At 64.0% G+C, this 26,828-nt stretch carries 23 protein-coding genes; 18 read left to right on the plus strand and 5 right to left on the minus strand.

The annotated features are described in order from the left end of the window. Nucleotides 1-112: 112 nt before the first annotated feature. Nucleotides 113-2,077 (minus strand): asparagine synthase (glutamine-hydrolyzing), encoded by a 1,965-nt coding sequence (asnB, locus tag HRU71_13455; GenBank protein ID QOJ04434.1) that lies wholly within the window; start codon nucleotides 2,075-2,077, stop codon nucleotides 113-115. A gap of 23 nt (nucleotides 2,078-2,100) precedes the next feature. Next, a complete protein-coding gene (locus tag HRU71_13460) occupies nucleotides 2,101-3,309 on the minus strand; it encodes a glycosyltransferase (protein QOJ04435.1) in 1,209 nt (402 codons plus the stop codon). Between the two features lie 111 nt (nucleotides 3,310-3,420). Here HRU71_13460 and HRU71_13465 point away from each other — a divergent pair, with 111 nt between their 5' ends. The 4 genes from HRU71_13465 (at nucleotide 3,421) to HRU71_13480 (ending at nucleotide 8,348) form a co-directional block, all read left to right on the plus strand. After that, on the plus strand, nucleotides 3,421-4,716 hold the full coding sequence (locus HRU71_13465) for a glycosyltransferase (GenBank protein QOJ04436.1): 1,296 nt from the start codon (nucleotides 3,421-3,423) through the stop codon (nucleotides 4,714-4,716). A 257-nt stretch (nucleotides 4,717-4,973) separates the two neighbouring features. Continuing rightward, a complete protein-coding gene (locus HRU71_13470; protein QOJ04437.1) occupies nucleotides 4,974-6,422 on the plus strand; it encodes an alginate export family protein in 1,449 nt (482 codons plus the stop codon). Next, complete coding sequence (locus tag HRU71_13475) at nucleotides 6,410-7,105, plus strand: hypothetical protein (protein QOJ04438.1); 696 nt, start codon at nucleotides 6,410-6,412, stop codon at nucleotides 7,103-7,105. Before HRU71_13470 ends, HRU71_13475 begins: the two co-directional genes overlap by 13 nt. Before the next feature lie 193 nt (nucleotides 7,106-7,298). Then, entirely contained in the window at nucleotides 7,299-8,348 is a 1,050-nt protein-coding gene (locus HRU71_13480) for a hypothetical protein (protein QOJ04439.1), read from the plus strand. Between the two features lie 114 nt (nucleotides 8,349-8,462). Here HRU71_13480 and HRU71_13485 read toward each other — a convergent pair whose 3' ends face one another. Together HRU71_13485 and HRU71_13490 are read right to left on the minus strand one after the other, a co-directional pair. Beyond that, nucleotides 8,463-9,218: a glycosyltransferase family 2 protein gene (locus HRU71_13485; protein ID QOJ04440.1), complete on the minus strand. Its 756-nt coding sequence runs from the start codon at nucleotides 9,216-9,218 to the stop codon at nucleotides 8,463-8,465. Nucleotides 9,219-9,224: 6 nt separating this feature from the next. Next, nucleotides 9,225-10,784: a bifunctional heptose 7-phosphate kinase/heptose 1-phosphate adenyltransferase gene (locus HRU71_13490; protein QOJ04441.1), complete on the minus strand. Its 1,560-nt coding sequence runs from the start codon at nucleotides 10,782-10,784 to the stop codon at nucleotides 9,225-9,227. A 505-nt stretch (nucleotides 10,785-11,289) separates the two neighbouring features. On the opposite strand from HRU71_13490, the gene HRU71_13495 reads away from it, so the two are divergent. Next, a complete protein-coding gene (locus HRU71_13495) occupies nucleotides 11,290-12,663 on the plus strand; it encodes an AAA family ATPase (GenBank protein ID QOJ04442.1) in 1,374 nt (457 codons plus the stop codon). A gap of 149 nt (nucleotides 12,664-12,812) precedes the next feature. Here HRU71_13495 and HRU71_13500 read toward each other — a convergent pair whose 3' ends face one another. Further along, nucleotides 12,813-13,628: a class I SAM-dependent methyltransferase gene (locus HRU71_13500; protein QOJ04443.1), complete on the minus strand. Its 816-nt coding sequence runs from the start codon at nucleotides 13,626-13,628 to the stop codon at nucleotides 12,813-12,815. A gap of 306 nt (nucleotides 13,629-13,934) precedes the next feature. On the opposite strand from HRU71_13500, the gene HRU71_13505 reads away from it, so the two are divergent. The 13 genes from HRU71_13505 (at nucleotide 13,935) to HRU71_13565 (ending at nucleotide 26,360) form a co-directional block, all read left to right on the plus strand. After that, on the plus strand, nucleotides 13,935-14,519 hold the full coding sequence (locus HRU71_13505; protein ID QOJ04444.1) for a TetR/AcrR family transcriptional regulator: 585 nt from the start codon (nucleotides 13,935-13,937) through the stop codon (nucleotides 14,517-14,519). A gap of 46 nt (nucleotides 14,520-14,565) precedes the next feature. After that, nucleotides 14,566-15,576 carry a 1,2-phenylacetyl-CoA epoxidase subunit A gene (gene paaA / locus HRU71_13510; protein QOJ04445.1) on the plus strand — a complete coding sequence of 337 codons (1,011 nt, stop codon included), beginning with the start codon at nucleotides 14,566-14,568 and terminating at the stop codon, nucleotides 15,574-15,576. 10 nt (nucleotides 15,577-15,586) lie between these two features. After that, complete coding sequence (gene paaB, locus HRU71_13515) at nucleotides 15,587-15,886, plus strand: 1,2-phenylacetyl-CoA epoxidase subunit B (protein ID QOJ04446.1); 300 nt, start codon at nucleotides 15,587-15,589, stop codon at nucleotides 15,884-15,886. Nucleotides 15,887-16,026: 140 nt separating this feature from the next. Next, the gene (gene paaC, locus HRU71_13520) at nucleotides 16,027-16,842 is read left to right on the plus strand and encodes a phenylacetate-CoA oxygenase subunit PaaC (protein QOJ05015.1); all 816 of its coding nucleotides are present in this window, start codon (nucleotides 16,027-16,029) and stop codon (nucleotides 16,840-16,842) included. 12 nt (nucleotides 16,843-16,854) lie between these two features. Continuing rightward, the gene (paaJ, locus tag HRU71_13525; protein QOJ04447.1) at nucleotides 16,855-17,361 is read left to right on the plus strand and encodes a phenylacetate-CoA oxygenase subunit PaaJ; all 507 of its coding nucleotides are present in this window, start codon (nucleotides 16,855-16,857) and stop codon (nucleotides 17,359-17,361) included. A gap of 168 nt (nucleotides 17,362-17,529) precedes the next feature. Beyond that, a complete protein-coding gene (gene hppD / locus HRU71_13530) occupies nucleotides 17,530-18,678 on the plus strand; it encodes a 4-hydroxyphenylpyruvate dioxygenase (GenBank protein ID QOJ04448.1) in 1,149 nt (382 codons plus the stop codon). Nucleotides 18,679-18,927: 249 nt separating this feature from the next. After that, on the plus strand, nucleotides 18,928-21,543 hold the full coding sequence (gene gyrA, locus HRU71_13535; protein QOJ04449.1) for a DNA gyrase subunit A: 2,616 nt from the start codon (nucleotides 18,928-18,930) through the stop codon (nucleotides 21,541-21,543). A gap of 28 nt (nucleotides 21,544-21,571) precedes the next feature. Next, entirely contained in the window at nucleotides 21,572-22,399 is an 828-nt protein-coding gene (locus HRU71_13540) for a ComF family protein (protein ID QOJ04450.1), read from the plus strand. A 119-nt stretch (nucleotides 22,400-22,518) separates the two neighbouring features. Next, nucleotides 22,519-22,845: a ribosome-associated translation inhibitor RaiA gene (gene raiA / locus HRU71_13545; GenBank protein ID QOJ04451.1), complete on the plus strand. Its 327-nt coding sequence runs from the start codon at nucleotides 22,519-22,521 to the stop codon at nucleotides 22,843-22,845. Nucleotides 22,846-22,895: 50 nt separating this feature from the next. Next, a complete protein-coding gene (locus tag HRU71_13550; protein QOJ04452.1) occupies nucleotides 22,896-23,366 on the plus strand; it encodes a PTS sugar transporter subunit IIA in 471 nt (156 codons plus the stop codon). An 84-nt stretch (nucleotides 23,367-23,450) separates the two neighbouring features. After that, a complete protein-coding gene (locus HRU71_13555; protein ID QOJ04453.1) occupies nucleotides 23,451-23,735 on the plus strand; it encodes an HPr family phosphocarrier protein in 285 nt (94 codons plus the stop codon). Between the two features lie 46 nt (nucleotides 23,736-23,781). Next, entirely contained in the window at nucleotides 23,782-25,521 is a 1,740-nt protein-coding gene (gene ptsP, locus HRU71_13560; GenBank protein QOJ04454.1) for a phosphoenolpyruvate--protein phosphotransferase, read from the plus strand. 194 nt (nucleotides 25,522-25,715) lie between these two features. Then, on the plus strand, nucleotides 25,716-26,360 hold the full coding sequence (locus tag HRU71_13565; protein ID QOJ04455.1) for a DUF2344 domain-containing protein: 645 nt from the start codon (nucleotides 25,716-25,718) through the stop codon (nucleotides 26,358-26,360). Nucleotides 26,361-26,828: the final 468 nt, after the last annotated feature.

The raw sequence follows: 26,828 nt of genomic DNA on the forward strand, positions 1-26,828 counted from the left end.
TCTCTGGAAGGGAGAGGGAGTTTTGAAACCGCTTGTAGCCGCCGGGGTGCGTCCCAGGCTTCGGGTGCCATGGCTAGGGCCTCTGGCGGGCAGGATGCCGGGGTCCACTTGCTCAATCCAGATACATCCTCGCCCAGGTCTCAACCAGTGCCATGCGCCACAGCGGTGTCGCAGCGCTGTCATCGCCTCGCTCAAAGCGATCCATCAGCGCTTTCACCCCGTTGGGGCGGAAGCACCCGCGATGGACGAAGCTGCCCGACGTGATCGCCTCGACCCACCAGTCGCGCAGCGCCCCGCGCATCCACTGGGCCTGCGGCGCGCCGTAGCCGATCTTATCGCGGCGAGACAGCACTTCGTCGGGAACAAGGCCGCGCATCGCGTCGCGCAGCACGGCTTTGCTGACGCCGCCGCGGATCTTGAGCGTCGCCGGGAGGCGCATGGCGAGTTCCGTCACGCCGCGATCGAGAAAAGGCACGCGCGCCTCGATGGAGTGTGCCATCGAGCTGGCATCCTCGTAGCGCAGCAGGGCGGGCAGGCTCTCGCGCAGCAGGATGCGCGCCAGCTCCACCTCGAGCGCGCCCCCGCCGACCGTTGCCTCGCCGGACTCATCGCGCCATCCCAGGGCCGACGCAAGCGTCGGCGCATCGTCTACGGAGAACAGCTCGGGCGCGAGCCAGTTCATCGCCGCGCGATCGCGTCGCCGCCGCAGCGCGTCGCGCCAGCCGGGCGGCAGCAGGGCCGCCGCGACGTGCCCGCGCAGTTGGCCGCCGGAAAACAATCCGCGCCGCGCGGCGCGGTACTCGCGCAGGAACGCCCCGATCCGGCCGCGCCGAATCAGCGACGCAAGGAATGGCGGCACATGGCCGTGGTAGCCGCAGAACAGCTCGTCACCGCCCTGGCCGTCCAGCAGAACTTTGACGCCCGTCTGCTTGGCCAGCCCCATGACCTCCCATTGCAGGTACATCGACGCGGAACCGACGGGTTGCCCCTGGTGTCGGACGAACGGTTCCATCGCCGCCGCCAGGCGCTCCGCGCTCGGTTCGACGCGGTGCCAGTGCAGGGATCCGGCGGCCCGGCCGGCGATTTCCGCGAAGCGCGTCTCGTCCATCGCGTGGCCCGGCAGGCAGGCCGTGAAGGCGTGTTGCGACCAGGTTCCGGGCGATGCGCGGTCGCGGCGGCCCAGCAGCGCGACGATTGACGAGCTGTCGATGCCGCCCGAAAGGCACGTGCCGATCGGAACATCGCCGACAAGATGGGACTCGACGGCCGATGCCAGCGCATCGTGCACGCGCCTCGGAGCATCCGACGGGTCGCGCGTCGAAAGGTCCATCCGCCAGTAGCGGCGAATCACGCCTGATGCGCTCGTGCCCTCGCGTTGCTGGAGATTCAATTCCCCGTAACACCCGGGCGGGAAGGCATAGATGCCCGCGAACATCGTCTCCTGGACGTGATCGACCAGGCCGCGCACGAGAAAATCGCGTAGCCCCGGCTCGCCGGCTTCGCGTGGCGCGCCCGGCAGCGCGAGCAGCGCGGGGATTTCGGATGCAAAGGCCAGACCCTTTTCAAATCGCGTCACGAACAGCGGCTTGATGCCGAGGCGGTCGCGCGCGAGCACCGCGCGGCCTTCGCGCCAGTCGAAGATCGCCGCGGCCCACATGCCTTCGAGGCGCTGAAAGCAGGCGGTCCCCCAGGCGCGATACGCGGCAAGAAAGACTTCCGTATCACATCGCCCGCGAAACGCCATCCCGCGCGCCGACAATTCCTCCCGCAGCGCCACGTGGTTGTAAATCTCGCCGTTGAAGACCAGCCACACCGCGCCGTCCTCCGACGCCATCGGCTGATGACCGGCCGGCGACAAGTCGACAATCGCCAGCCGTCGCGCGCCCAGCGCCGCCTGCGCGACGAGGTACTCCCATTCGACGGTCTGCCCGGGCGACCCCAGCGCCCGCGTCACGACCGGTCGCCCGCCCAGTCCGAACGCCGCCGCGCCGCCGTCGTCCGGCCCGCGATGATGCAGCCGCTGCGTCATGGTCGCGGCCCAGTCCCCTGCGCGGGGGTCCAGCTCATTCAACATCACGCCGGCGATTCCGCACATAGGCCTTACCGCGATGCATCCCCCGGCGCCTGGCCGGCTCGGACGGCATTATAAATACTAATGTAATTTTTCGCCACCTTTGTTCGCGAGAAGCGCTCTCGCGCCCGCGCGCCGATCGCTCGCCAGTCCCATTGAGCGTAATCGGCGGCGCAGCGTTGCAGCGCATCGGCCAGCGCCGCCGCGTTGCGCACCGGAACGACCAACCCATCACCGGGGCCGACCAGCGCGGCGCAACCCGGCACGTCGGTTGTAACCACGGGCCGCCCGCTCGCCAACGCCTCACAAATCGCCATCGGATAATTCTCACCGTAACTTGGCAACACCAGCGCATGACAGGCTCGCAGGATCGACGCCACGCCCGCCGAATCCTGGTACCCGTGAAAGACGGTATCGACGCCGAGCTTTGCCATCGCCGCGCGAAGTTCGCCCTCCATCGGCCCGGTTCCGACGAAATGCCACGCGAAGCGCGGCTCGGGCTGCTTCGCGAGCCGGTGCGCCGCCGCGGCCAGTTCGCGCAGCCCTTTTTCAGCCGTTAATCGGCCCACGAAAACGACGCGGAAGCGAATTTGCGTTTCGTTCGCGCGAGGAGGCTTCGGCGGGGCCGAGGGTTGGAATACGTCCGCCACGAGATTGCCCACGATTTCAATGGGACGTGTTACGCCGGCAGCCTGCATCTCGGTTTTCAAATTCGCACTGACCGCTACGGCTGCCGCAGCGCGAGCCAGCGCGGATCGAGTCATGTTTGCGGCACCTGATGGTCGCAGGAGCAGCGCGAACGGACCGGTGTGTTCGGTGATCAGCACGCGCGCGGCGAGCGAGTGGTGAAGATGCGTGCAAGCCCAGCCGGCCGGCAGCGCCGCCATGGCGTGCAGGAGGTCGGGTGATCCGTTTCGCTCGGCGTACGCGGCCAGCCCCATCTCCAGGCGACGGCGATAGGCCCGCAGGTGAATGCCGGTTTGTCCGAGCGACGTATGCCGCCCCCGTACGCGGACCACGGGAACATTGCCCGCGTTTTCCCATTCGACGCGCGCTCGCCAGCGCGCGGAGGTCTCTCGCCAGAATCGCGCCCCGACCAGATCGGGCGTTACGACGCCGACCCGAACGCCGGCTTCGGCCATGGCCCGCGCAAAATCCGGGAAGAACACGCCGTGCAACGGACGCTCCGGCGACGGCCACCACGAGGGCACGATCACAACGTGAAGTCCGTCGGCCATATACTCCCATCACGCTCGCATTGCGGAATCCCACCGATCAGTCGGCGTTCATCGCGATGATTTCCAACATAACCATAGACGCACGGCGAAACAAAAGCTTCAATGTCGGCCATGACCGCAGCAACCTCCCAACCAGGAACATTTGCCGCGCCGACCCGCCGATTGCTGCTGGTCTCTTATTGGTATCCGCCGGCGATTGGCGCGGCGGCCGAGCGCATCGGCGCTTTCGCGCGTTTTCTGCCCTGCCACGGCTGGGCCGTCGATGTGCTGACGGCCCAGCGAACGACGGCGCCGCCGGACCTGCCGGCCGTGACGCTGCGATCGGTGCATGATCCGCAAGGCGGCGCCGTGGAGACGTTTCCTGATTTCGATCCGCGCCGCGTGAAGGCGCCGGACCTCAAACGATACCTCCGGGATTTCATTTTTCCGGATCGCTTCCGGCGCTGGATGCACGCGGCGGAGGAAGCGATCGAACAGAACCTGCGACAGAAGCGATATGACGCGATCCTCGCATCGTTTCCACCGGCCAGCGCCGCGTGGTTGGGGCTTCGGTTGCATCGCGCGTGCGGCGCGCCGTTCTTTCTCGATCTGCGCGACACCTGGTTCGGCCCCGGCGGCTACGAACCTCTGTATGCCTTTGCGAAGCGGCGCCATCGGGCGCTTTACACGGATTGCGTCCGCGCAGCAGATGGTGTCATTGCGGTGTCGCAGGCGATGGCCGACGACCTCCTCCGCGCGTTTGCCCTGCCGCCCGAGCGCGTCACAGTCATCCCGAACGGATTCGATCCGGCGCTGCCGCCGATGCCGCCGCCACCGGCGCCGCCGGCATTGAATGGGGAACTGATCTTCGCGCACGTCGGAACGGTCATCGCGCGCAATCGGCCGGAGTTGTTCCTCGATTCGCTTCTCAAGCTGCCGCCTGATGTGGCGCGCGGAATTCACGTGCGGTTTGTCGGCAATCTCTCGCGCGATTACCTCTGCGACATCGGGTTGAGCCAACGCGTCGAGGCCACCGGCCTGCTGCCGCGCGAACAAGCCTGGAAACAAATCGCCGACGTACACGCGCTGCTTCTGCTCACCGGGCGCGAAGCCGGCCATTGGACGCCGCGCGCCAAATTGTTCGAGTACCTCGCCGCCCGTCGGCCGATCCTCTGCCTCGAAGAAGCCCCCGGCAGTTGCGATTATCGCCTGCTGTCATCGATTGCGCCGGACCGCTCGTTCCGCGCGGCGCTAGGCGATCCTGCCGGTCTTGCCGACGCCGTGCGGCAGGTTCGCGCGTTCTGCAACACTCACGCTGGCGCCGACTTGGCTCCTCCGCTCGCATTGGGCGAACACAGTCGCGAGACGCATGCTGCGCGGCTGGCCGAGTACCTTCGAGCGCGGACCCACACCGGGGCGGCCATCTGAATACGAAAGCGACAACCCCGTTTCCAACGTTGAAAGCGCGGTCGAAAGGAAGAGCGGGGCGTACCGCCTCCTCCTCCAATCGGTTGGCCGGCCGGCGACCGTCGATACCAGATAGAGCGCATCGCGACCCCCGGCGCTTGAAATTCGACTCGGCCGGCCGCACTATTCCCCGGTGAGGCGCGGTCGAACGGGCGAATCGGGTTTCGCTCGAAATCTCTCGGACTGCCTGATGCCGATGACACGGAGGTAGACTCGGCTTGCCCCCCTCGCCCATTCGCATTTCGCGCTATTCGTTCCTCGCTATCGCGTTGCTGCTCGCGCTGCCGGCGGTTGCCAGCGCCCAACTGGGCTTGAATCAACCCGGCGGGACCAGTTCATCGTTCATTGAACGCCAGCGCTCCCTTGAACGCGAAAATCAGCGAAAGTATCAGGAAGCACTCCCGCTCTCGCAGAAGTTCCGGCTCGATTACGGCGGCTGGTTCAACTCGTACTTCTTCCTCTTTGACGACGGCTTCAATAGCAGCCGCACGCTTCGTCAGAACGAGTTGCGCGTCTGGACTTCCTTCACGGCCGACCGTGGCATTCACGAGGGCTACCTGCGCGTGCGCGCCACGTACTTCGACTGGAACCACGGCGACTCGTTCACGCCGAACGAGGACGATCTCGACGGACCCAATCTCGAGCGCGGCTGGTACCAGTTCGACATCGCCAAAGCGCTGCGTCTCAATACGGAATCCAAAGCGCCGTTTGAACTGAAGGTCAAGGTCGGCCGCGACCTCGTGTACATCGGCACGGGCTATGCGATTGACATTCCGCTGGATCACGTGCAGGTGCAGGGCGAGTGGCTTGATTTTGAAACCACGCTGCTTTACGGCCGCACGCCCGCCAGCACCGAGAACATCGACCGCAGCCGCCCGGTATCCGATCATTCCGACCGGCAGTTCTGGATGGTGCAGACCAAGTACAAGGGGTGGGACAAGCACGAGCCGTTTGCGTACGCGGCGTTTCAGGACGACGACACGCGCGAGGACCCGCCGAATTATCTCCAGAATTACCGGTACGATTCGCAATACTACGGCTTCGGCTCGACCGGGCAGATTATCGACAACTTAAGATATCTGTCCGAGTGGGTCATCGAGCGCGGCGAGAGCTACGGCAACCGCCGGTTCATGTTCACCGACGAAATCAAGGCCTGGGGCTTCGATCATCGGCTCGACTACTTCTTCCGCCACCGCACCAAGCCGGTCGTCTCGGCCGAATACATGTTCGCCAGCGGCGATGCCAACCGCCTGGGCAGCCCCACCAACGCCGTCGGCGGAAACCGAAACGACACCGTCGATCGCGGCTTTAACGGCTTCGGCTTCCGCGATACGGGAATCTCGTTTTCGCCGCGCAATTCCAATCTGCACGTCTGGCGGACGGGCGGCTCGTTTCGCCCATTGCCGACCATCGAGGCGACCCGCGAACTCGAACTGGGAACCGATTTCTATCTGTACTACAAGCACAAATCGGTTGCCGCCGTCAGCGACGTACTCGCCGACCAGCGCAGCGGCTACCTCGGCTGGGAAATGGATTACTACGCCAACTGGCGTATTTGGAGCGATCTGGCCTGGACCGTGCGATTCGGAACGTTCTTCCCGGGCGACGCATTTTCGGACCGCACCACTCGGACCTTTCTCCTGACGGGTATCACATGGTCCTTCTGACGAACATTTTGCTGCCGGACGCCCGATTGCGGTGTATAATTGGGTATCAACCGATCCGCCTGCTCATCCTCGCCGGTTTCCTCGCGTTCACTCTGGGTACTGGAATCCTCGGCTGCACCGGTCCGCGCACGTCCGCGCCGCCGGCGAACGCCGCCGAATTGAGCGACGAGGGTTTTCATGCCTACCTGACGGAGGTCGATGTCGTCACCGTCGACGAAGCCTACCGGGCCATGCTGATCCTCGCGGACGGCGAAGACACCAGCACGAACTTCGAGGAGCGGCGACAAAAACTGGAAGACCGGGGCATCACGCGGGCCGCATGGAAGCTCGAGCCGGAGAATGTGATAGACGTCGGTTCGGTGGCCTTCATGGTCTGCCGAATCTGTCAGATTCACGGCGGCATCAACATGCGGCTGTTCGGCAGTTGGGGCTTGAGCGACCGGCGCTACGCGATGCGCGAGTTGATCTACCGCGAGATGCTGACGGACACCGTGGACTACGATTACATGAGCGGTGCGGCCTTGGCCGCCCTGATGCGCAAGGCCGACGAGATCATGGAGAAGAAGGGGTTGTATGAATCGCCCGGCGTTGAATTGAGCGACGAGCGCGATCGCGACGAACAGGGCAACCTGATCGTTCCGCCGCCGGTAAAGCCGCCGAATCGGCCAAACCAGCCCCAATAGGTGATGAAACGTGCCGCCGAGGGCCGACGTGGGCCGGGGCGGATCGACCGTAACCAGTTAAAGAGCAAGAGGTAACACGATCGCCTCCGGACCGGAAAAAAAGGCGAAAAATCGCATTTGCCCGCCTGGGGTCTCGTAACGTATATGTTTATCTGGACTTCCTCGCGTCTCGTTAGGGGGAAAAGGTGTAGCCATGCGTACTCGACGAATGCTGACGACGGCAATGCTTGCGATAGCCTTTCTGCCCTCGCCGCAATCGACCTGGGCTGATACGCCCGCGTCCGGGCCGGCCGCGCCGGTCGTGAATCCGGACGACGGCTCGCTGGTGTACGAAGCGGTCGAGCTACAGGGCAACGTTCGCGTTGCCCCGACCGGGACCGATCCGAAGGTCAAGACCGGCTGGACGCAGTTGAAGATCGGCGACACCGTGAAGGCGGGCCAGCAGATTTCCGTTGGCATTCGCAGCAAGGTGAAACTCGTCGCGCGGCCGGCCGATCCTCCGACCGTGCTGCTGTTTGATCGCTTGTCGCTGGTGAACATCTCCGAATTGCAGATCAAGGACGGCGCTGCCCGCAGCCGCATCCAGTTGGCACACGGCGCGGTGCGCGCCGGCGTGGCCGAGGGCGCGACGCGCAGCGACATGGAGATCGAGTCGCCGGTGGCCGTGCTGTCGAAGAAGGGCACGGACATCTTCGGGTTTGAATACGACGGCAACGGCCAGTTCCGCATGTTCCTGACCGAGCAGGGTCGCGGCCTGATTCAGGCGATTCAGACGCAGTCCACTTCGTTCGGCGGTTTGCAGAATTTCCGCTCGCGGTTTGTCACGCCGGGGCAGTTCATCACGCATCAGATGGTTCGCGCGATTGACAACGTTCAGTTCGACCGCACGATCAACGTCAACGACGTGTTCGGTCTCGGCGGGGCCGATCAATTGTTCGCCCTGTTGAACGATCGCGGCCTGGGCATCCTGCTCAACCCCGGCGGCAACTGGACCAACCTGCTCGGCAACAACAATGCCGCGACCGGCACCGTCACGCCGACCGACCCCACCCAGCAGAACGACCAGTCGGTCCTTCAGCAGTTGAACAACACCTCCGGTCCGCGGCCGACGCCGGGCTTCATCGGCGGCGATTTCGGCATCGGCCAGGGCCGCCTGCCGGGCATCGGTCGAGCGCGGAACTCCTTCTTTCGCGCGGCCATGAACGGCTCGAAGGGCCTGGGCCGCACGAACTTCAAACGCTGACAAATTGCTTGATTCTGCCTCGCGCCGGTCCGAGCCGCCGCAGTCATGCGGCGGAATGCGCCGGGGTGGCCACCGAGTTTCGATTGGTGCGTCGAGGGCGGACCCTACATAGGCTCACGGCGTCCGGTTCTCCGGCGGGGGCAGACCTTCCCGACGGATGTCTTTCCGCAGCCTGAACAATTCCTTGAACGCCCGAAGGATCACCTTCCAATTCGCGCCGGTCTGCTGGCCGGCTGTGCGCGGGAAGTGATCGACCGGCGTCTCGGCGATGCGCAGGCCGCGGAACTTGGCCCGCGCCAGAAGCTCCGTGCTGATCAGCGCACCGCGGCTCTTCAGCTCGATCCGGTCGATCAGCGATTTGGGCAGCAGTTTGAACGCGCAGTCGATGTCCCGCACTTTCAACCCGAAGAGCGACCGCACGAGCACGCCCCACCAGAACGCATTGCTCTTGCGAATGATCGAATCGGCGCGCTTCGCCCGATAGCCCACCGCGAAATCGCAGCGATCCAGCAGGCCGATCAGCCGGTCCATCTGCATCATGTCGAACTGGCCGTCGCCGTCGGTGAAGAAGATCCACTCCTTCGTGGCCTCGCGCAAGCCGCGTGCGACGGCGCCGCCGTAGCCGAGATTGGGATTATTGTGAACGGCGCGGACGTGCGGGTTTTCCGCCGCGAGGCGGTCTGCGATTTCGCCGGTGCGGTCTCGGCTGCCGTCGTTGACGATGATGATTTCGTAGTCGTCGGCGTACGTCTGCGCGGCGGCGAGGGCGTTGGCCGTCGTCCGCGCGACGTTGGCTTCCTCGTTGTAGCACGGGAAGAAAATGGTAAGCGAGGGGAGCTTGGTCATTCCGTCGGTGGTTCCATTACGCATCGCGCGTCAGCGGCTTGGGCCGCTCCGCGCGCGGGCGATCAGATCGGTCGTGCTGCGGCCCTCCAGCAGCGGGACGAACACCACGCGGCCGCCGTGCCTCTCGACGACCTCCTGCCCGGCGACGGGTCTGCCCTGCCAGTCGGCGCCTTTGACCAGCACGTTGGGCACGATGGCTTCGATGAGTGCCTGCGGCGTCGGCTCGTCGAAGATCACGATGTAATCGACATCCGCCAGCGCCGCCAGCACCGTCGCGCGGTCGGCCTGATTCACGATCGGGCGATCCGGCGCTTTTTCCAGCGAGCGGACCGATGCGTCGGAGTTGAGTCCGACCACGAGCACGTCGGCATGTTGCTTGGCCGCGGCGAAGGTGGCGACGTGGCCGGGGTGCAGCAGATCAAAGCAGCCGTTGGTGAAGGCGATGGTCTCGCCGCGTGACCGGCGTCGCGCCAGCTCCGGCTTGAGCTGTTCGAGTGTGCGGACTTTGCCCAGTTGGCGATGGTGTTCGAGCAGAATCTCGCCGAGGATTTCGTCACGCGCGATCGGCACGCAGCCGAACTTCTCGACCTCCAGTCCGCCGGCGACGTTGGCGATGGCCACGGCTTCGAGTTGCGTCGCGCCGGCGGCCAGGGCGACGGCCAGCGCGGCCAGCACCTCATCGCCCGCGCCGGTCACGTCGTACACGTCGCGCGCTCGCGTGGGCACATGCTGGAAGGTTCCGTCGGGGCCGATGAGTGCCGCGCCTTCGGCATCGAGCGTGACGCAGACCGATTCGGTGCGGCAGGCCCTGCGGATCGCCGCGGCGTGTTCGCGGACGGCATCGATCGATCGCAGCCGAAGCCCGGAGGCCTTCTCGGTTTCGGTGCGATTGGGCGTTATGAGCGTCGCTCCGGCGTAACGCGAGTAGTCGGTGATGCTGGCCGGATCGATCAGCACAGGGATGCCGCGCTGCTTCGCCAGCGCGATGGCGCGCCGCGCGAGATCGGCCGTCACGACGCCCTTGTTGTAGTCCTCGATGCAAAGAACATGACACTCCGCGAGGTGGCGTTCGATGGCGGCGAAGAGTTCGGCCGCGACCGGCGTGCTCAACGGCGCCGAGGATTCGTCGTCGATTCGAATGAGCTGCTGGCGATGGCGGTGCTGCGCGAGGCCCACGAGGCGCGTCTTGCGCGTGGTCGGTCGCGATGCATCGGTGACCAGCCCGTCCACCGTCGCCCCGACGCCCGCGAGCAATTCGCGCAAACGCCGGCCGTCGGGATCGTTCCCGGTCACGCCGACGCAAGCCGCATGAGCGCCCAGCGCTCGAATGTCCGCGACGACCGACCCGGCCCCACCCAGCGCGTCTTCCTGGCGCACCACGCGAAGGACTGGAACGGGGGCCTCGGGGCTGATCCGCTCGGCATCGCCGTAGAGATAGCGGTCGATCATGTAATCGCCGAGGACCATCACCCGGGCGCCGGCTGATTTGCCAAGGATTTCACAGAGCCGATCCCATTGGATCGTGCCGGCCTGGCCTGCGGCCGGGTGGCGTTGAGACTCGGCGACATCACTTGTTGAGGTGCTCGGCATGGTGGAAGGACACCGTTGGGAATGGCAACAAGCTGTTTCAAAACTTCCTCTCCCTTTCAGGGAGAGGGTTGGAGTGAGGGTGAGTCATTTCGTTTGAACCACATTTCCCCCTCACCCCCGACCTCTCCCCCAAGGGGGAGAGGAGTTTTGAAAACGGTTCCAGGAGGAAAGATGGGCGAATTGCGGCAAATCGTATCGGCTCAAGCAGTTGTGTTCAAGACGGGTTTGAATCGCGCGACCGCGCTAGAACGGCAACGGAGTCTTGTAGTGTTAAGGTTATTTATGAGCATGGTTTACAGTCGCGACGTTGGATATGAAGGTACGCTGGAAGCGGTTCAAAATCGCGTTTACGATGCTGAAAAAGGGAATTCGTCCGATAAACGCTCAAGGGCTGTGAATCGTCCGGCCGAGAAGAGATTATTGGAAGCGCAGAAATCACCGGTTCCGGTGCGCAGGACGTGCACCTCGGGCCGATTTCGGGTTCTTCAGGTCCAAGGATGGATTTATGAGGATCATCGCCGTCGCCAACCAGAAGGGTGGCTGTGGAAAGACGACAATCATCATCAATCTCGGGGCGTGCCTGGCGCGCGAGGGGTATCGCACGCTGGCGGTGGACCTGGACCCGCAGGGTCATTGCGCGCTGGGGCTGGCGGTGCCCGAGGAACAGATTGAGACAAGTGTCGCAGACGCGCTGCTGATTGCGGACGATCAGCCGCCGATGGACTTGAGTCGCATCACGTGGCAGATCTCCAGCAATTTTGATCTTGTTCCGTCCAAGACGGACCTGTCGACGCTGGAGCAGCGGCTGGCGGGAGTGCCGAATCGCGAGCACCGGCTGCGGCGGCTGCTGGAGCCGGCGGCTGATAAATATGATTTTGTCTTGATCGACAGTCCGCCGACCGTCGGCTTCCTGACGCAGAGCGCCCTGCACGCCGCCGACGAGATCATCGTTCCCGTGGACACGGGCTATTTCTCCCTGCACGGTCTTTCCAAGCAGCTCGACACGATACGATCGATCCGCGCGGAGAGCGGTCGAAAGCTGACCGTTCGGATCCTGGCGAATCTGTACGACGTGCGCACGAAGCTCGGCCGGGAGATTCTCGCGGAGCTTCGCAAGCGGCATGGCGATGCAATGTATACGAGTTACATCAACTTCAACACGAAGCTGAAGGAGAGCACCAGCCTCGGTCAGCCGATCACGGAATACGATCCGACGAGCGCGGGGTGCAAGGACTTTCAGCGGCTGGCGAAGGAAGTCGGCTCGATGGGGGCGGGGCCGGCGTTTTCGCTCACGCAGCCGGGCATCGCGACCGCGGCGGTGGAGCGGATCGACGCGGCGCGCGTCGGATCATCGCAGGAGCGGGTTGCCGTCGGGGCGGGTAACGACGAGGCGGATCGCTCAAGGCTGGCGAAAAGCCCGGTGGCGGCAGCGGTTGTCAGCGGCAAACCCGATGATGCGCTGCTGAAGCGTGCCGAGGCGCTGGCAGCGGACGCGAATCGTCTGCTCGCTACCTCGCAGACGCTGCTGGGGCCTTCACGGTCGAATGGCGGCAGCCGCGCGGCCGCTCCGACGCCCGCGGAGACGCAGCGAAAGATTGAATTTATTTATGGACCGCACGCCGTGGAAGACGGGGTTGTGTTTACGATTCGAGCCGATCGGGCGCTATCGGTGCGGCTGGCAGGCGATTTCAACGATTGGAACCCGGGGCGGACACCGCTCGTGCCGATGGCCGACGGCACGTTTCAGGTGAAGCTCCCGCTCGCCCCGGGCCGTTACCGCTATCGCTACGTGATCGACGGCCGCTGGGTGAGCGACCCGGGCAATGCGCACATGGAGCGGAATCCGTACGGCGAGATGGACAGCGTGGTGATGGTGTAGGATGGGCCGCGCGACGGGCGCATCGCAGAATAACGTAGAATATCGATTTAAAAATCGAGAAAGGCTCGTTCCGTAGCCGGGGCCGATCGCATTGCGTTGAGCATAGTCCGCAGCCTCCCCGCCCCAAACCCCAGGATCCATCGCCCGCGTCACGCCGTAAGCGTTGCGAGCTTTCGCTTGATTTCATCCGTGACGCGCATCACGGCGTAGCGGCTGTCGCCCTGTTCGCGACCGAGACGGAAGACGGGCAGGCCGGCGCGGCGGCATTCATCGACAAATCGGCTGACGCCGTATTCGCTGCGCATGGATTCGAAGTCGTGCCAGAGGATGACCCCTCCGGGGCGGATCATGCGAAAGGCGTTGAGGCTGTCCTGCCGGACGAACTTGTAGGTGTGCGAACCGTCGACGGTAACGAGATCCATCGTGTCGTAGTAAGGGGTGAAATCGAACGAGCCGCTGTCGCCGAGCAGTTGGGTGATGCGCGATTCCCAGTTGGTCCCGCGAAATGCGATGCCCAGTTCCTTGCGTGCGAGTTCGATCAGGTGCAAATCGCTCACGCCGGCCGGGAGCGTGGCTTCGGGCGGCAGGTCGAGCGTGAAGATGTGGGTCTCGGGCGGGGTGTTCATGGCGAGCAGGGCGGTGGTGCGACCCTGGCTTGTGCCGATCTCAAAGATGCGTAGCGGTCGCAGCATCGCCGCGATCTGCATCATGAGAAAGTTGTTCTCCATGGCGGCGAAGAGACCGTTCTCGCCGAGTCGAAGCGTGACGGGCTGCGAATGATCGAGCAGTTCCCAGGGTGTAATGGAGGGGACACGCAGCTTGGCGTGGCTGCGATAGAGTCGAACGGTGTCGGCGATGAAGATGGGCAGCCGCCTGGGGTTTCGTAGCGCGAGCATGAAAGCCAGCGGCGACAGGGCGGGCAGTCCCTGGATGAAGTCGCGGATGAGAAAGCGAAGCGCGGGCACGGCAGGCAGATTACTCCCATGTGCAGAGGCGACCAACCCGTTGCCGGGTGTACCCGCTTCCGCGTTGTGCAACAGCGGGCTTCGCTCGAACGATCCAACGGACAGGAAGCATAAACGGAACGCCGGAGAGTTGGAATTGACAGGGGGTTCAATCGAACATTTCTGGAAGATGCCTTGACGGTACCTGTTGTAAGTCTTACACTTATGCATCAACAAGCGCTTGTTAGGCTTGATGTATGGCTGTGGCCATGCGCACGGATGTGAAGCGAGGCGTCGAGATGCGGCGCATGGAGTCAGGATCGCCCGATGTCGCTGGCAATGGATCGCAAGGCAGAGATTCATCGCGTGGCGTGCCGTCTGTTTCGCGAGAAGGGCTTCGCGGGGACGAGCGTGCGGGAGATCGCCGAGCAGGTCGGGATATTAGGCGGTAGTCTATATTCTCACATCGCCGGCAAGGATGATCTGCTCTGGGAGATTCTCGCGGCGTCGGCCGAGCGGTTCTTCGCGGCGATTCGACCGATCGTCGAGGCCGATTGGGGTGCAATGCAGAAGCTGCGGGCGGCGATCGTCGCGCACGTCGGCGTGATCACGTGCGATCTGGACGCGGCGGCGGTATATACGTTTGAGTGGCGGCACCTGCCGGAGGATCGGCGGGCGGCGTTCACGGCGCGGCGTGATGAGTACGAGCGTCTGTTTCGCGGTCTGGTTGAGCAGGCGATGCGTGAGCGGTTCATCGGCGCGAGCAGCGCCGCCAGCGCGACGCTGTTCATCCTGTCGGCGCTGAACTGGGTGTCGGTGTGGTACCGGCCGGACGGGCCGATGAGTGGTGAGGATGTCGGCGCGATGCTCGCGGATTACTTGTTTGAGGGGTTGAAACGCCGGACGGCGTGAAGCAAGCAGGATGGTCCGCACAGCGGGCCCTACGCAGGAGTGTGAGATGGTGAAACTGGCGGATCATGCGGCGGGCTGGGGCGACAAGCCGGGCGATCCGGGATACGAGGATCGTCTGGCGAAGTTTGAGGCCCGCGTCGCGCGCGGAGACAAGGTCGAACCGGGTGACTGGATGCCGAACGAATATCGCCAGCAGCTCATCCGGCTGATTCATGTGCACGCCAACAGCGAGATTTGCGGTGCGTTGCCCGAGGGCACGTGGATTCCGCACGCGCCAACGTTCAAGCGGAAGCTCGCCCTGTGCGCCAAGGTGCAGGATGAAGTCGGCCACGGGCAGTTGCTTTACCGTGCGGCCGAGACGCTGGGCAAGCCGCGAGAAGAGATGATCGACGAACTCATCAGCGGCAAGGCGAAGTATTCAAATGTTTTTCACTATCCCGCCGAGACCTGGGCCGACGTTTGCGTCATCGCCTGGCTGATCGACGCGGCGGCGATCGTGAATCAGAAGATGATGGCCGATGGGTCGTATGGCCCGTACGGGCGGGCGCTGCGTCGGATTTGTTACGAGGAGGCGTTTCACCTGACGCACGGGTATGACATGTGCATCTCGATGGCGACGGGGACGAAGCTCCAGCGTGAGATGCTCCAGGACGCGGTGAATCGCTGGTGGAAGCCGATCATGATGTTCCACGGGCCAAGCGACAAGGAGAGCACGCACACGGCGCTGCTCATGAAATGGAAGATCAAGCTCAAGACAAATGACGAGCAGCGGCAGGAGTTCCTGCGGAAGTACCTGCCGAAGATGTTTAATCTCGGGCTGACCGTGCCGGCGGAGTGGGAGTTGCGGTTTGACGAGAAGCGCCGCACGTGGTTGTACAACGAGCCGGACTGGGAAGAATTCAAGACCGTGGTGCGCGGCGGCGGACCGGTCAGCGCGCAGCGGCTGGAGACGCGGCGGCTGTCGCACGAGCATGGTCGCTGGGTGCGGGAGGCGCTGGCGGCGGCCGCGGCGGGAAAGCGCGCACCTCTGCCGCCGACGGCGGTTGGCACGGCCTAGAGGCAACGACATGGATACGCAATGGATGGTCTTTGAGGTGTTTCATCAATCCGCGCGAGGAGAGCCGCACGTGCACGTCGGCTCCGTGCATGCGCCCGATGGTGATGCGGCGCTGATGCTGGCGAAGGAGCAGTTCGGCCGGCGGCAGGCGTGCGTGAACATCTGGGTCGTGCCGGCCGAGGCGATCGTGGCGACGGCCTACGAAGACGCGGACATCTTCGAGCACGCGACGGACAAGAGCTATCGCGAGGCGTTTGGTTACGAGACGACGAAGCGCGCGAAGGCTGCGGGGGACGTGGAGGAGATTTGATTGTGCCAAGGCGCTGCCGGCCGGAGCCGTGGAGTCGTCGGATAGTCGAGGCATCCAATCCAGTTGGCCGGCGAGTTTGTTCGCCGTGAACGAGTGTAATGATGAATATTGCGACAAACGAACGTGAATTGACCGGCGTCATGAAATCGGCCGTGGCGGATCTGCTTTATCGGCTCGGCGATGATTGCCTGATCCTCGGCCATCGCAATTCGGAGTGGACGGGGCTGGGGCCGATTTTGGAGGAAGACATCGCGTTTTCGTCGATGGCGCAGGATCAGATGGGGCAGGCGCAGGCGTTGTACACGCTGCTGCATACGCTGGGCGAGCCGGAGCCGGATCACCTTGCGTTCTTGCGTGACGCGAAGGATTTTCGCTGCTGCCGGTTTGTGGCGCTGGAGCCGATTGGCGAGGCGGGCGGTTCGCCGGTGGATCTGCGCAACAACCCGGATCGTGACAAATTGCTGACGCAGGGCGACTGGGCGGTGTCGCTCGTGCGGCAATTCTTGTTCGCCGAGGCGTGGTCGATACGCCTGGGGGCGCTGTCGGAGGGTTCGTACGAGCCGCTGGCGGCCATGGCGCGGAAGTTCCGCGGTGAAGTGAAGTATCACACGATGCACGGGCGAATCTGGATCGAGCGATTGGGGCGGGCGGATGCCGAGTCGCGCCGGCGGGTGCAGTCGGCGATCGACCTGCTCTGGGCCGCGGCTCTGGGCATGTTCGAGCCGACGGAGCACGACGCGGTGCTGGCGAAGTCGGGCATCTGTCCGACGGAGGCCGATGCATGCAGCAAGTGGCAGGTAGATGTCACCGGACTGCTGGCGGATGCGGGCTTTACGTGGCCGCGCGCGGCCACGCCGATGGTGGGCGGTCGAGCGGGGCGGCACGGACCGGAGCTGCCGCGGCTGCTGGCGTCGATGCAGAAGGTGTACCGCCTCGCACCGGGGGCGACGTGGTAGGAAATGATGCCCATGCCTGACGCGCCCACAACCAACGAGCGGCTTGAAGCGGTGTGGAACGCCCTTGCGACCGTCAGCGATCCCGAGATTCCGCCGCTGTCGGTGGTCGATCTCGGCGTGATTCCCGACGTGTTCATGGAAGGCCGCACGGTGGTGGTGCAGATGTCGCCGACGTTCGCGGGCTGTCCGGCGCTGGACGTGATGCGGAAGAACATCGCCGAGGCGGTGGGGCTGGCGGGCTTTGACGACGTGCGCGTGGACGTGGTATACGACCCGCCGTGGACGAGCGACCGAATCAGCGAGGCGGGCCGGGCGAAGCTCAAGGCGTTCGGCCTGTCGCCGCCGGGGAAGAATTGCGGCGGCGGTCGCGTGACGATGGACTCGCTTTCCCAGGCGACGTGCCCGTTCTGCGATTCGCGCGACACGGCGATGGAGTCAATGTTCGGCCCGACGCTCTGCCGGGCGATTCACTACTGCAACGCATGCCGGCAGTCGTTCGAGCAGTTCAAGCCGGTGTAGGTGGCCGTTTGATCCGAGCGTTGATCGTTGGCGTCAGTCGTGCCAAGGGGGGTCGGCGAAGGAAGTTTGTTGAATCGGCCGGTGATTCGCCGGCGCCGGCCGGGGCAGTGTCGGCATGGCAATGTGTTTGAGTCCTATCGTTATACTGGAGGGATTGGAGATCGTACCATGACCCCGCCTACCACCGCCGCGAAATCGCAAAACACCACCGCAACCGCAGCCGCCAAGGCAGGCGACTTTCTGCCTTTGCTGGGCATAGACCATGTTGAATTGTACGTCGGCAACGCCTACCAGGCGGCGCATTTTTATCGCCTGATGTTCGGTTTCGACATTGTTGCCTATCGCGGGCTGGAGACGGGCGACAAGCAGTGCGCGAGTTATGTTCTCGAGCAGGGCAAGGTGCGGCTGGTGCTGACGACGGCGCTGGGTCCGGACCATGAGGTGGCGCGGCATTGCCAGTTGCACGGCGACGGCGTGAAATTGATCGCGCTGGCGGTGGACGATGTGGACTACTCCATCTCGGCGGTGAAGCAGCGCGGGGCGACGGTGGTGACGCCGCCGACGACGAAAGAAGACGCATATGGAAAATACGTCTTCGCGGCCATACGCACCTACGGGGAGACGTTGCACGGCTTTGTCGATCGCAAGGCGTACAAGGGCGCGTTTGCGCCAGGCTATGTGAAGTACGACGCGCCGAAGGCCGACGGCGTGGGCCTTGCGGCGATCGACCACATGGTGGGCAACGTCGAGCTGGGTGCGATGAACCACTGGGTGGATTTCTATGCGAACGTGATGGGCTTCGAGCAGCTTTGCCATTTCTCCGACGAAGACATCAGCACCGAGTACAGCGCGCTGATGAGCAAGGTGGTGCAGAACGGTTCGGGCAAGATCAAGTTCCCGATCAACGAGCCGGCCGAAGGCAAGAAGAAGAGCCAGATCGAGGAGTATCTGGATTTCTATCGCGGTCCCGGAGTTCAGCACATCGCGATGAACACGGGCGACATCGTGACGACGGTGCGCAAGCTGCGCGATCGCGGCGTGCAGTTTCTCCGCGTGCCGGATACCTATTACGAATCCCTGCCGCAGCGCGTTGGTAAGATTGACGAGGACTACAAGGTCTTGAAGGAACTGGGTATCCTTGTGGATCGCGACGAGGACGGCTATCTCCTGCAAATCTTCACGCGGCCGGTGGAAGATCGGCCGACGCTGTTCTTCGAGATCATCGAACGTCACGGCTCGCGCGGCTTCGGCGTGGGGAACTTCAAGGCGTTGTTCGTGAGCATCGAAGAAGAGCAGCGGCGGCGGGGGACGCTGTAAAGCCGCGAACGGACATTGCGTTCCCGTCGTTCCTGGTCGTGATGAGTGGGCTTTCGCCGGGGTCGGCGCGGGCCGCGCGGTGATTCAAACAGCAACGCCGGCGTGGCAAAGGCCTGGATTGCGTTGTGTGCTCCGCCACGCCCGGAGGCCGGATCAGACCCTGACGTGATGGCGTAATCGCTGGGCGACGGCTCGGCCCATATCCATTACAATCTGTGATTCCGGTAATTGAGGAGCACGCAAGTCCCCATGAGTGATACCCCATCGCAACCCGAAGTCATCAAGAACCTTCCAATTGTGGAGGAGATGCAGGATTCGTATCTTCGCTATGCGATGAGCGTCATCGTGTCGCGAGCGCTGCCCGATGTGCGCGACGGGCTGAAGCCTTCGCAGCGGCGCATCCTCGTGGCGATGAACGACCTCAAGCTGGGGCCGCGCTCGGCGCATCGAAAGTGCGCCAAGATCGCCGGCGACACATCGGGCAATTACCACCCGCACGGCGAGAGCGTGGTCTATCCGACGCTTGTTCGGCTCGCGCAGCCGTTCAACACGCGCTATCCGCTGATCGATGGTCAGGGCAACTTCGGCTCGATCGACGGCGACCCGCCTGCGGCCATGCGCTACACCGAAGCGCGCATGGCCTCGCCGACGATGGAGATGCTGGAGGACCTCGACAAGGAGACGGTCGATTTCATCCCGAACTACGACGAGACGACGCTGGAGCCGGTTGTGTTGCCGTCGAAGTTCCCGAATCTGCTGGTCAATGGGGCGACGGGGATCGCGGTGGGCATGGCGACGAACCTGCCGCCGCACAATTTGAGTGAGATCAGCGACGGGCTGCTCGCCCTGATTGAGAATCCCGACATTAGTCTGGATGAATTGATGCAGCACGTGCCCGGTCCGGACTTCCCGACCGGCGGCCTGATCTGTGGGCGTCAAGGGATTGTTAATGCCTACACGCGCGGGCGTGGCAGCCTGACGCTGCGCGGGCGGACGCATTTTGAGGAGATGAAAGGCGACCGCACGCGCATTGTCGTTGATGAGATTCCGTACGGCATCTTGAAGAATACCATCACCGAAAAAATCGCCGATTGCGTCAAGGAAGGACGCCTGCCCGAGGTGAGCGACGTGCGCGACGAGTCGGACCGCAAGCACGCGGTGCGGCTGGTCGTCGAGTGCAAGGCCGGCGCCAGCCCCGACGTGGTCCTGAACAAATTGTACGAGTACACGCCGCTTCAGACGACGTTTACGGTGATCAACATCGCGCTGGTCGGCAAGCAGCCGCAGACGATGTCGCTGAAGGCGCTGATGGGGCACTGGCTGGATCACCGGCGGACGATCATCACGCGGCGGACGCAATTCTTGTTGCGCAAGGCGCGGCAGCGTGCACATATTCTGGAAGGTTTGATCCTCGCGGTCGGCGATATCGACGCGATCATTGATTTGATTCGCAAGTCGGCCAGCCCGGACGAGGCGAAGACGAAGCTCATGGCGCGCGGGCTGAAGCTGAAGGAAGCCGCCGCCCTGGTCAAGCTGCTGCCCGAGCAGTTCACGCAGCGCGCGGCCGGCAGCGAGCAATTCCTGACCGGCGTGCAGGCCGGTGCGATTCTCTCGATGCAGTTGCAGCGCCTGACCGGGCTGGAGATCGAGAAGCTGGCGAAGGAATACGGCGGCCTGGTCGAGGAGATCGACGGGTATCAGGCCATTTTGCGCGATCCGGCGCGGGTGACGGACATCATCCGGGAAGACATCCACGAGATGAAGTCGAAATACGGCGACCAGCGCCGGACGGAGATCACCGGGGCGGTCGGCGAGTTCAGCATGGAGGAGCTGATCGAAGACCTGCCGATGATCGTGACGATCTCGCATCAGGGTTACATCAAGCGCGTGCCGACCGATACCTATCGCAGTCAGGGGCGCGGCGGGCGCGGCATCAAGGCGAGCGATACGAAGGAAGGCGACTTCATCGAGGACCTGTTTGTCGCCAGCACGCACAATTACCTGTTGTTTTTCACGAATCGCGGTCGCGTGTACTGGCTCAAGGTGTACGACATCCCCGAGATGTCGCGCACCAGCCGCGGTCGGTCGATTGCCAACCTGCTGCGGTTGCAGGACAACGAAAAGCCGATGGCCGTGCTGCCGGTCGCGTCGTTTGACGACCGGTGCGTGATGTTTGCGACGGCCAAGGGCACCGTGAAGAAGACGGCGCTGGAGCAGTTTTCGCGCCCGCGGCCCAGCGGGATTATCGCCATCAGTCTTGATCCGGACGATGCGCTGATCAACGTGAAGCTGGCGGCCGAGGGGGATGAGGTCGTGATTGGCACGCGCGGCGGCATGTCGATCCGCTTCAAGGAAAGCGACGTGCGGGCGATGGGTCGCGCGGCGGGGGGCGTGCGGGGCATTTCGCTGGATCGCGACGATGCCGTGGTGGACATGGCGGTCATTCGGCCGGGCATGAGCCTGCTGACGGTGTGCGAGAACGGCTACGGCAAGCGAACGGAGATCGAAGAATACCGGCTTCAGAAGCGGGGCGGCAGCGGCGTCATCAACATTCGCACGACCGAGCGCAACGGCAACGTCGTGGCGCTGCGCGCGGTGACCGATGCCGACGAACTGATGATGATTACCGCCAAGGGCATCATGCTGCGGACGGCGGTCTCGGAGACGCGCGAGATCGGTCGTGCGACGCAGGGCGTTCGATTGATCCGGCTCGATGAGGGCGACAAGGTCGTGTCGGTGGCCCGCGTGGCGAAGGACGAAGACGAGGACGGCGACGCGGCGGATACGCCCGGCGCACCGGAAGGATCAGCGCCACGAACCGACACGGCTCCGCCGGCAGGCGGCGCGGACGATGCCGCATCCTGATCGTCGCACGATCCGTGAGTGAGGAGCCATGAGCAGGGCGCTCACCGGTATCACGCGCCTGTTGCAGCCGTGGGGCCCACGGCTGCTTGATCTGGTCTTTCCCAGGACGTGCAGCGCATGCGGCATTCCGGTTGGGCACGCCGGGGCGGAATGGTGCGCGCGCTGCGCGGTGGAACTGTCGGCCCTGCTCGAACGCGATTACTGTCAACGATGCGGCGAGACGGCGGGTGCGTACTTGCTGACCGAAGGCGTCTGCACCGATTGCACGCAGCGGAGGTCCTCGTTGCGGTTCACGCGCTTCGCGCGGGTCGGGCGATATCGCGGCGCGCTGCGCGGGCTGGTGCTGCGGTTCAAGCGGCAGTTCGCGCTGGACCAGCTACTCGGCGGGCTGCTCGCGGACGCGGTGCGCGGCGTGATGGATCCGCAACAAATCGATGTCTGGGTGCCGGTGCCGTCGCACTGGCGCAGGCGGTTGGAGCTGGGCTGCTGGCCGACGCGGTTGCTGGCCGAGGCGATGGCCAGAAGGCTTGGCGGCGCGGTGTGGCCGGCGCTTCGCGCGACGCGCTACATCCGGCCGTTTCATGCGCGGCGGCTTTCATCGACGGAGCGGTTGAAGGAGATCCGTGGCGCGTTCGCGGTTCGGCGTGAGCTGGAGTTGTCCGGGTTGAACATCGGACTGGTAGACGACGTGATGACGACGGGCGCGACGCTGGGTGAGGCGCGGCGCACGCTGCGCGCCGCGGGCGTGAAGGACGTGTATGCGGCGGTGCTGGCTCGTGCCGGAGGGTTGCCGGACGGTTTTTCGAGCGTTGACGCGACGGTGCAAAGCCCCTACACTCCGGCGGCAGGTGCATGACCACCGTAAGTATTGATGCAATCGCGGGTTACCCATCGCGCCGGGCTGAAACAGGCGTATAGAATGGAGCGGCGGTTGATTGAGAAAGGCGTCTTCTGATTTTCGGGAGAGAGCGTTCCATGCAAGTGACGGTCACTGCGCGGCACATGGAAGTCAGCCAGAAACTTCGGGAATACGCCGAGGAGAAGGCGCAGAAATTCCCGCATTTTTATGATCGGGTTCTTAGCGCGGAAATCGTGTTCGACGTGGAAGGCATGAACCATCGCTGCGACATCATCGTGCGCGGCGACCACCACACGACATTTGTCGCGAAGGAAGAACACGAGAACCCCTACGCGGCGTTTGACGCGGCCGAGAAGGACCTCGAGCGCCAGTTGAATCGGCACAAGGAGCGCCATCGCAATCGAAAGCACCCGGGCATGGATGGTTCGCCGGGCGGCGCGTGACAGGTCTCGATTGCGCGTCGTTGCGGCGTGATCGACAGGGGCAAACTCGTATGAAGCTGCTGGATTTCGTGGTCAAGGGGGCGGTGACGGCCCATCTCGAATCGACCGATCGAAACGGGGTGATCCGGGAGCTGGTCGGCCTGCTGGTCAAGTCGGGTTCGATCGCGGAGGAACACGCGGAGACGCTCGTGCGATCGATCATCGCGCGGGAGAACCAGGGGAGCACGGGCTTCGGCAAGGGCGTGGCGGTTCCGCACGTGAAGCACGCCTCGATCCCGCGGATCATGGCGGCGGTGGGTCGGAGCGCGGCGGGGATTGATTTCGCCGCGCTGGACCGGGCGCCGGTATATACGGTTGTATTGTTGTGTTCGCCGGATACCAACCCGGAAGGACACTTGCAGGCGATGGAGAACATATTCAAGCACCTGACGCGGGACAATTTCCGCCGGTTCCTGCGGCAATCTGAAACGACCGAGGCGATTCTTGATTTGTTTGAAGAGGCGGATCAGTCGGCGGGCTAGGCCTCGGGCGGTCGAACGGCGGCGGCGCCAGAGGCGAGCGAGATTCGAAACGGCTCTTGATGTCGGCTCGATTGGGCAAAGGCGATGCCGGATGAACTGGAACAGGCGCAGCGGGAAGTCGTCATATCCAACCGGCAGGGACTTCATGCCCGCCCGGTGATGAAGTTCGTCGATCTGGCGATGCAATATCCATGCGAAGTAAGTGTGATCAATGGTCAGCAGCGGGCCGACGGCAAAAGCCCGATGGAAATGATGCTGCTGGTCGGCGTTCCCGGCACGCGGCTGATGCTGCACGCGCGCGGCCCGCAGGCGGGAGAAGCGCTCGAGGCGCTGGCTCAATTGATCGACTCGAAATTCGGCGAAGATTAACCCCGTTCTTTCAACGCGCACGGCGCAATGCGAACGGAGGCGTCTCATGCCTCTGAAGCGCGGCGTTGGCATTTCCAGCGGCGTGGTGATCGGCGAGGCGGTCGTCCTCGACACGAACGAAACGCGCATGCCCAAGCGCGTCATCACTCCCGAACAGGTGCCGGGGGAGCTTGCGCTTCTGGACCGCGTGTTTGAGGCGGCCCAATCCGAAGTTGCTTCGGAGCGGGTGCAATTCTCTGCGCGAGCCGGTGCCGAGCTGGCGGACATCTTCGGCTTTCATGAAGGCTGGCTTAGCGATCCCAAGCCGCGCAAAGAGATTGCCGCGCTGATCTCCGAGAAGCAGTACAGCGCCGCCTACGCCATCAGCCTTTTCATGCGACGCTATCGCCGGCGCTTTCAGGAAATGGCCAGTCCGTTCCTTCAGGAGCGCGCGCGCGACATCCTCGACATCGAACGCCGCCTGATTCGTCATGCGACCGGCGAAATGCACCAGGAGCTGTCCGCCGAGGGCGATCCAAAGATCGTCATCGCTCACGATCTGACGCCATCGCAGATCGTTCTGCTGGAAAAGTCCGGCCGGCTGCTGGGGTTGGCGACCGATGCCGGCGGCGCGACGTCGCACACGGCGATCATTGCGGCGGGCCTGGGGATTCCCGCCGTGGTCGGGCTGGAGGACATTACGGCCAACGTGTCCGGCGGCGACACCGTGGTGATCGACGGCCTGCACGGCGTGGTGATCATCAATCCCGACGAGGCGCAGCGCAAAGAGTACACCGCGACGGCGGCGCACCTGAACAAGGTGCGTGCGTCGCTGGATCAGCTTCGCGATCTGCCGGCGGAAACGAAAGACGGCGTGCGCGTCGAATTGCTGGGGAACATTGAGTTTCCATCGGAGGTCGCGGGCTGCATCGCCAAGGGGGCGAGCGGGATCGGTTTGTTTCGCACCGAGTTTTTGTTCCTGCAACAAGCCACGCCGCCTGACGAGGAGGAGCAGTATCAGGCGTATCGCGCGGCGCTCGAGGCCGTGGGCGATCGACCGCTGGTCATACGCACGCTGGACCTGGGCGGTGACAAGATTCATCCCGGCGGCGGATGGGAGGCGGAGCGCAACCCGTTTCTGGGTTTGCGTTCGATTCGATACAGCTTGCAGCATCTTTCGCTGTTTCGGCCGCAGCTTCGCGCGATCGTTCGCGCCAGCGCGTATGGGGATGTGCGGATCATGTTTCCGCTGATCTCGCGCATCATGGAGCTGCGCCAGGCCAAGTTCGTGCTGAACCTGGTGATGGAGGAACTCGAGGAAGAAGGATACGAGTTCAAGAGCAACCTTCCGATCGGGGTGATGGTGGAGACGCCGGCGGCGGCGATTTGTGCCAGAGAGCTGGCACGAGAAACGGATTTCATGAGCATCGGCACCAACGATCTGATCCAGTATACGTTGGCGGTCGATCGGACCAACGAACGGGTGTCGCAACTCTTCACGCCGGCGGATCCGTCCATTATTCGATTGATCCGAACGGTGATACGCCAAGGCCGCCGGGAGGGTTCTTCGGTGAGCATGTGCGGAGAGATGGCGGGTGATCCGATGTTCACTATCCTTCTGGTGGGACTTGGGTTGCGCTCGTTTTCGATGGCGGCGGGAAACATCCCGCGGGTGAAAAAGATCATTCGCAACATCACGCTGGCCGATGCGGAGAGGGTCCGTCGCCGGGTGCTGGGTTTCGAGACCGAGCGGGAAGTGCTAAACTACCTTCGTGACGAGACTCGCAAGGTGTGGGAAGAATTCTGACCGGCGGGTCTGACTGGGCGATTGCGGCCGCGGGGGCAGGTGGCGGAAAGGCATGTCGAGCGACGAATGTCGCGCGTGCCTTCCCGCGACTTGCCGAGAGTCGGCAAGCAAGGAAAACGAGTTCCCGGGCCGGCGCGGTGTACGCGTCGCAAGACCGGGAAAAGCTCAGGAGACACGAGGGATCGCAAGCGAACTTGCACAAGCGTCTGGCGATTCGGTACGCGGTAGAAGGTGATCTGCGGTTTATTTCCCACCACGATACGCTTCGGCTTTTTGAACGGGCGCTGGCCCGTGCGGACATACCGGTTCGATTCTCGGCCGGTTTCAATCCGCGCGCGAGGCTGTCCATTGTCTTGCCGAGGCCGGTGGGGGTCGCATCCACGGATGAGTTGCTGCTGATCGAGCTGGATCAGGATCTGGCGCCCGAAACGGCGCAGGCCCGGTTGTCGGCGCAGATGCCGGCAGGGCTGACGATCCGCAGGGTGCAGCCGCTGGACTGCGGCGAACGACCGCGACCGAGCGAGGCGACGTACGAGCTGACGCTGACCGCCGAGGGATCGGCCGACTTATCGACGTTAGTCGAAAAGTTTCTGGCGCAGCCGGGCGTTCTCGTTCAGCGCGTCAAGCCCGGCGACGCCCGCGGGAAATCCGTCGATGTTCGTGCCTACGTCGTTTCGATGCAGGCGCGACCCGGCACGCTGCGATGGTCGCAGGCCGTCGGGCAGGAAGGCAGCGTTCGCATCGGTGAACTGCTGGCCGCGCTCGGACTGGATCCGGCGCAGCACCTGCATCGCGTCCGGCGCGTCGCCGTTCGTTACGACGGCCTGCCGGCCGATTGACGCCGCATGCGTCGCATCCGCGCCATCGCGCCCCCGCTTGGCGATTCCCGTCTCCGGGAAAGGTTGATCGAAGTGACCCCATCAGGAAAGCGCGCCTCCGGCAAGTCCGGCAGCGCTCGCAAAGCAGGCCGCCCGCGCACGGGTGCGCCACGCCGTCGCAGCACAAAATCAGACACGTCCGTCGAAGCCCCGGAGGCGATCACGCCACCCGAGGTTGAAACGCCGCGCGCGATGGAATCGCCTCCGCCCGAAGCGCCGCGGCCGCTTCCGCCGCCCCCGGTTGCGGTTTCCGGTGTTGCCTCCGGTTTCGCCGACGGCATTTTTGATCCGGCCGAAGGCGTCGGCCCCGCCGTCAGTTTCGAAGACGCATCGGATGAGTTGATTGCCGTGGATGAGACGACGGTGAAGTTTGAGGCCACCGGTGAATCGCACGCGGCGCGCCCCGCCGAAAGTCATGTTCGCGGCACG

It is taken from the genome of Planctomycetia bacterium (genome assembly GCA_015200345.1).
Lineage (GTDB): Bacteria > Planctomycetota > Phycisphaerae > UBA1845 > UTPLA1 > PLA3.